This is a genomic window from Streptomyces sp. NPDC002130 (genome assembly GCF_040296465.1).
Lineage (GTDB): Bacteria > Actinomycetota > Actinomycetes > Streptomycetales > Streptomycetaceae > Streptomyces.
The window spans coordinates 1-2,934 of the sequence record NZ_JBEOXI010000496.1 but is presented as its reverse complement, the minus strand read 5'-3'; the positions used below and the strand labels follow the sequence as shown (position 1 = coordinate 2,934).

The 2,934-nt window shown below is 73.6% G+C and carries 1 protein-coding gene; it reads right to left on the bottom strand.

Annotation, left to right across the window (positions count from 1 at the left end):
- Positions 1–2,860: type I polyketide synthase (locus ABT116_RS41680; RefSeq protein ID WP_351645556.1), on the bottom strand; the 2,860-nt coding region annotated here is incomplete at its 3' end.
- Between the last annotated feature and the right edge of the window lie 74 nt (positions 2,861–2,934).

Genomic DNA, 2,934 nt, shown 5'->3' with positions numbered 1-2,934 from the left:
GCCGGGGCAGCTCCGGCGTCGGGTACGGCTCGCGGCGGAAGGGGTAGCCGGGGAGCCGGACCCGGCCGCCGCCCGCGCCCACAGCCCGCCAGTCGAGATGCAGGCCGCGGCGGTACAGCTCTGCGAGCGCCTCGTGCAGCCCCGCGACCCCGGCCGACTCCCCCGACTGGCTCGCGGTCCAGTGGCTGCGGGGCAACGTCGTCAGGGCCAGCGACGTGAGCACGTCGGCGGGCCCGAGCTCGAGGAAGTCGGCGTGGCCCAGCGCGTGCACGGCGGCCAGCGTCCGCTGGAACTGCACGGGCCGACGGGCCTGACGCACCAGATGTTCCGCGTTCACGACGGATCCGGCGGGGAGCACCTCACCCCGCGCGCTGTCGCCGCACGGCAACCGCAGCGGCGTGAACGTGAGGGACTCGGCGGCCTCCCTCAGCGCGGGGAGCACCGGGTCGAGCAGCGCGGAGTGGTACGCCCGGTCCACGTCGAGCGGTCGGCAGGCGATGTCCTTGCCGGTCAGCACCCGGTGAGCCGCCTCGATGGCCTCGGGGTCACCGGACAGCACGTGAGAACGCGGCCCGTTGACCGCGGCGATCTCCACCGGCAGCCCGGCGCACAGCTCCCCGACCGTGTCGGCGTCGCCGTGCAGGGCCAGCATGCGGCCGGGAGCGGCGGCCCGCATGGCGTTGTCCCGCGCAGCGGTGAAGCGCAGACCGTCGGCGAGCGAGAAGGCACCCGCGGTGCAGAGCGCCGCGATCTCGCCGAGGCTGTGCCCGAGCACGCACTCGGGCTCGACCCCGAACTGTCGCCACAGCCGTACGAGTGCCATCTGCAGGGCGAACTGGGCGGCCTGCGTGACGGCTCCCGCCCCGTCCGAGGGTGGTGTCAGGAGCATGTCGAGCAGGCTGCCGTGTGCCGCCTGCCGGTACGTCTCCTCGCACTCGTCCAGGACCTCGCGTACGACGGGGTACTGCCGGTACAGCTCGCGTGCCATTCCCGCGGTGGCCTGGCCCTGCCCGGAGAAGGCGAAGGCGATCGGCCCTGCGCCGACTCGCTGTTCCTCGTCGGGCTGCCGCAGGAACCGGTCGAGACCGTCGGCCAGTTCCGCAGCGGTCCGGCCGTGCACCACCGTGCGGTGGGCGTGGTGTGTGCGGCCGAGTGCCAGCGTGGTGTGGACGTCGGCGACGCCGAGGTCGGGGCGTGCCCGCAGCTCGTCCCGCAGTCGCGTGGCAACCTCGTGCAGGGCTGTCCGGGATCGTGCGCTGATCGGGACCGGCAGAGGGTGCGCGGGCTGCGGGCGGGCCGTCGACGCCGGCGCTGCCTCCAGGAGCACATGGGCGTTCGTACCGCCGAACCCCAGGGCACTGACACCGGCGCGGCGCGGGACGCCCTGCGGTGTCCGCCACGCCTCGGCCGCGGTGGCCAGGCGGAACGGACTGGTCTCCCAGGGCAGCCGGGGGCTCGGCCGGGTCACGTTCGCGGTGGGCACGATCGTGCCGTGCCGCAGCATCAGCACCGTTTTGACGAGCCCCGCCATTCCGGCACAGGTGTCCAGGTGTCCCAGGTTGGGTTTGACGGAGCCGAGGGTGCAGAAGCCGGTCCTGCCCTGCTGCGAGCGGTACGCCCGTGACAGCGCCTCGAACTCCACCGGGTCGCCCAGCTCCGTTCCGGTGCCGTGGGCCTCCACATGGCTGACGGAATCCGCGTCGATGCCCGCGCGGGCCAGCGCGAGCCGGACGACCTCCGTGTGGCCCTGCACACCGGGGGCGGTGAAGCCGGCCTTGGCGGCACCGTCGTTGTTGACCGCGGAGCCGAGGATGACCGCCTGGATCTCGTCCCCGTCGGCGAGGGCCGCGTCCAGCCGCTTGAGCAGCACTACGGCGACGCCGTTGCCCCCTACCGTGCCGTCCGACGCGGCATCGAAGGCCCGGCACACCCCGCTCGGGGACAGGATGAACTCCGGATCGGGCGCGTACCCCGCCTCCTGAGGCACCCGCACGGCCGCGGCCCCGGCCAGGACCAGGTCGTTCTCGCCCGACAGCAGCGACTGGGCGGCCAGATGGACCGCGACCAGCCCGGTCGAACAGGCGCTCTGGACGGCGACGGCCGCACCGGTGAGACCGAGGCGGTAGGCGACCCGGGTGGCGAGGAAGTCCTGCTGTGCGCCGATCAGCCCCTGCATCTCCTCCATGACGTTCGCCGAAGACTCGGCGCCTCCCATGCCGTGCCGGGCGAAGTACGGCAGGTCCGGGCCGTACAGATTCATCCCGCCGCCCGCGTAGACCCCGATGCGACGCCCGTGGGCCTGGCCCGCGTATCCGCCGTCCTCCAGGGCGTGGGCGCAGCACTCCAGGAACAGCCGGTGCGCCGGATCGGTGAGGCCTGCCTCTTTCCGGCTCATGCCGAAGTGGTCCGCGTCGAAGCACTCGGCGTCGTCGAGGACCCCTGCGACCCGCACCCGTCCGTCGCCCTGCCCACTGCCCAGCCTGCGCACGCTGCTCGTGCCGGCGCGCAGATTCGCCCAGAGGGTGGCGAGGTCCGGTGCGCCCGGCAAGCGCGCGGACATGCCGATGACGGCGATCCGCCCGTCGGTCGCCCCCGGCCCGGGCCCGGAGCCCTGGGACCCGTCGGCCGCGCCGGGCCCGAGGTGTGCGGCGAGCGCGGCGATGCTGCTGTGCTCGAACAGGGCGGTGTCGTCCAGGGACAGGCCCAGCGTGGTTTCCAGGCGGACCTTGATCCGCATCAGCGCCAGGGAGGTGAGTCCGAGGTCGAAGAACGAGGTCTGCGGATCGGCCGTGCCGCCGAGCACCTCCTCGACGAGCGCACCGATGCGCTGTCGCAGCTCCCGCTCGCTGGGCGCACCCATGTCAGCGCTCCTCTTCTCGCACGACGCTCAGGCGGCGTGCGACCCCGCGGACCGTGGGCGAGGCGAAGAAGTCG